Annotated in this window: 1 protein-coding gene; it reads right to left on the bottom strand. The window is 29.9% G+C overall.

The window, feature by feature from the left end:
• Positions 1-160: 160 nt before the first annotated feature.
• Positions 161-2,974 (bottom strand): excinuclease ABC subunit UvrA, encoded by a 2,814-nt coding sequence (uvrA, locus tag IQC44_RS11305; RefSeq protein ID WP_198306463.1) that lies wholly within the window; start codon positions 2,972-2,974, stop codon positions 161-163.
• Positions 2,975-3,105: the final 131 nt, after the last annotated feature.

Below are 3,105 nucleotides of genomic sequence, written 5' to 3'. Positions count from 1 at the left end.
TTATTTAATATATTCATTTGTAAATCCTTAAATGAAAAATTTACTAGATAGATTTTTAAATTCTATCTAATAAATTAATATTTTTAGGTTTACACAGTTAATTTTATACTACCTTTAAAACTTCTATTTTATTTTAAAATAGAAGTCGTCAAACATATGTTTAAGAATTTATCTCTTTATCTAGGTAAAAACCAGTATAAGAGCCAGAATTTTTATGGTTTTGTGCTAAAAACTCAGGTGTTCCCATATCTACAATTTTTCCACCTTTATCTCCACCTTCAGGACCAATATCTATTACAAAATCAGAGTTTTTAATTACATCAAGGTTGTGTTCAATTACAAGTACAGAGTTTCCAAGCTCAACTAAATGATGAAGAACTTTTGTTAATCTATCAACATCAGCAAAATGAAGCCCCGTTGTTGGCTCATCTAGGATATACAAAGTATTTCCAGTATCTTTTTTGCTTAACTCTTTGCTTAGTTTTATTCTTTGTGCTTCTCCACCACTTAGAGTAATTGCATTTTGTCCCAAAGTAATATATCCAAGCCCAACATCACTTAAAGTTTTTAGTTTTGCATAAAGTTTTGGAACTTTTGCAAAGAATTCTAAAGCTTCATCAACACTCATATTTAAAACATCAGAGATATTTTTACCTTTATATAAAATCTCTAAAGTTTGGGCATTATATCTATTTCCATTACAAGCATCACACTTAACCATAATATCTGGTAAGAAGTGCATTTCTATTTTTATTTCACCTTCACCTTGACATTTTTCACATCTTCCACCTTTTACATTAAATGAAAACCGTCCAATCTTATACCCTCTAAGACTAGCTTCTTTTGTCTTAGTGAAAAGGTCTCTTATTTCGTCCATTAATCCTGTATATGTTGCTGGATTACTTCTTGGAGTTCGACCAATTGGACTTTGGTCAAGATAAATAACCTTATCTAGCTTTTCTAAACCATCAATTTCAACTCCATCAACTTTTTTTACTTTTCTTGCACGATTTAAAAGCTCTTGAGCAACAGGAAGTAAAGTTTGAAGAATAAGTGAAGATTTACCACTTCCACTTACTCCTGTAATTGAAACTAAGTTTCTAAGAGGGATTTTTACATCAAGGTTTTTGATATTGTTTATATTTACATTTTTTATCTCTATAAACTCTTCTTGAGGCTTATTGTGTGGATAATCTATCTTCTTTTTATCTGTTATATATAAAGCAGTTAGTGTTTTTGCTTTTTTCATTTTGTCTAAAGTTCCTGCAAATACAACCTCTCCACCAAATTTTCCAGCATTTGGACCAATATCAACGATAAAATCACTAGCCATAATTGTCTCTTTATCATGCTCAACAACAATTACCGTATTCCCTTTTTCTTGTAAAGCTCTTAAAGTCTTTATTAGTTTACTTGTATCTCTTTCATGAAGCCCAATAGAGGGTTCATCTAGTACATACATAACCCCAGTTAAACCACTTCCAATTTGAGAAGCAACCCTTATTCTTTGGGCTTCTCCACCACTTATTGTTCTTGCATCTCTACCAAGAGTTATATAACCTAAACCAACATCATATAAAAAGAAAATTCTCTCTTTTATCTCTTTTAAAATTGGAGCTGCTATAAGCTTATTTTGTTCGCTTAAATATGAAAAATTGTTATCATCTTGGAAAAATTGGTGAGCTTCTTCTATTGGAACATTTAAAATATCTGGAATAGATTTTTGTGCTACATAAACAGTTTGACTTGCTGGTTTTAATCTATTTCCATTACAAGAGTCACATTTTTTCTCTGTCATATATTCAGCCATCTCTTTTTCATCTTTTATCATATCGTAGGCTAGTTTTACAATACCTTCCCATTTTCTTGTAAGTTTGTGTTTTTTCCAAAAAAATGAGAACTCATCAACACTTCCGTGAAGTATAGTTTTTTTCTGATGCTCATCTAAATCAGAAAAAGGTATTTTTGTATTTATACTTTGACTTTCACAAAATGCCATAAGCATTTTAAAATAGTAACCTTTATTAAAGCCATATATAATCTTTATAGCCCCATTTTCAATATCCAAATCTTCATTTATAATTTTTTTCATATCAAGAGCATATCTAATTCCAAGCCCATCACAAGAGCTACAAGCACCTTTTGGAGAGTTAAAAGAGAAACTAATAGGTTCAAGTGGCTCAAATGATATTTTACAATCAAAACAAGCCATATGTTCTGAATAGTGTATAGCTTTTTCTATCCCTAACTCTTCATAATTTAATATTTCAATCTCAAGTTCTCCAAAGCTTTCTTTTAAACCTTTTTCAACATCTTGAGCAATTCTATCTTTGTTTGATTCATTTGCTGTAACCCTGTCTATTACTACTTTTATAGTGTGCATTTGAGTTTTGGATAACTCTATATCTTCATCAAGTCTTACCATAACCCCATCAATCATAGCTCTTACATAACCTTTTGCTCTAAGGCTTTCTAAAAGGTCTGCAAAGCTACCTTTCTTACGATTAATTAGTGGTGCTAATATCACAAGTTTTGCTTCATCTGGCAAAGATAAAACCTGATTAATAATATCCGAAGCACTCATTTGAGATATTGGTTGATTACACTGATGGCAGTGTTGTGTACCAATTCGTGCATATAGTAGCCTAAAATAGTCATAAACCTCTGTTATTGTTCCTACAGTTGATCTTGGATTCTTTGAGGTTGTTTTTTGGTCTATTGCAATTGCAGGAGTTAATCCTTCAATTCTTTCAACATCAGGTTTTCCAACTTTATCTAAAAATTGTCTAGCATACGAAGATAAAGACTCTATATATCTTCTTTGACCCTCAGCATATAGGGTATCAAAGGCTAAAGTAGATTTCCCACTTCCAGATAAGCCTGTAAAAACTATAAGTTTATTTTTTGGAATTTCTAGGTTTATATTTTTTAGATTATTCTCTTTTGCATTAAATATTTTAATTGTATCACTCATTTAAATCACCTTTAAAAATTAAAGCTTAGATTATATGATAATTTCAATAATAACTTAGTAAAGGAAAATTACGATTTATATCTTTATTATTTGTATAATTATAAATATATTTAAAAATATAAATTTTTTAT

The organism is Arcobacter vandammei (assembly GCF_016106035.1).
In the GTDB taxonomy this organism is placed as follows: domain Bacteria; phylum Campylobacterota; class Campylobacteria; order Campylobacterales; family Arcobacteraceae; genus Aliarcobacter; species Aliarcobacter vandammei.
This window is presented reverse-complemented; position numbering and strand designations above follow the sequence as displayed.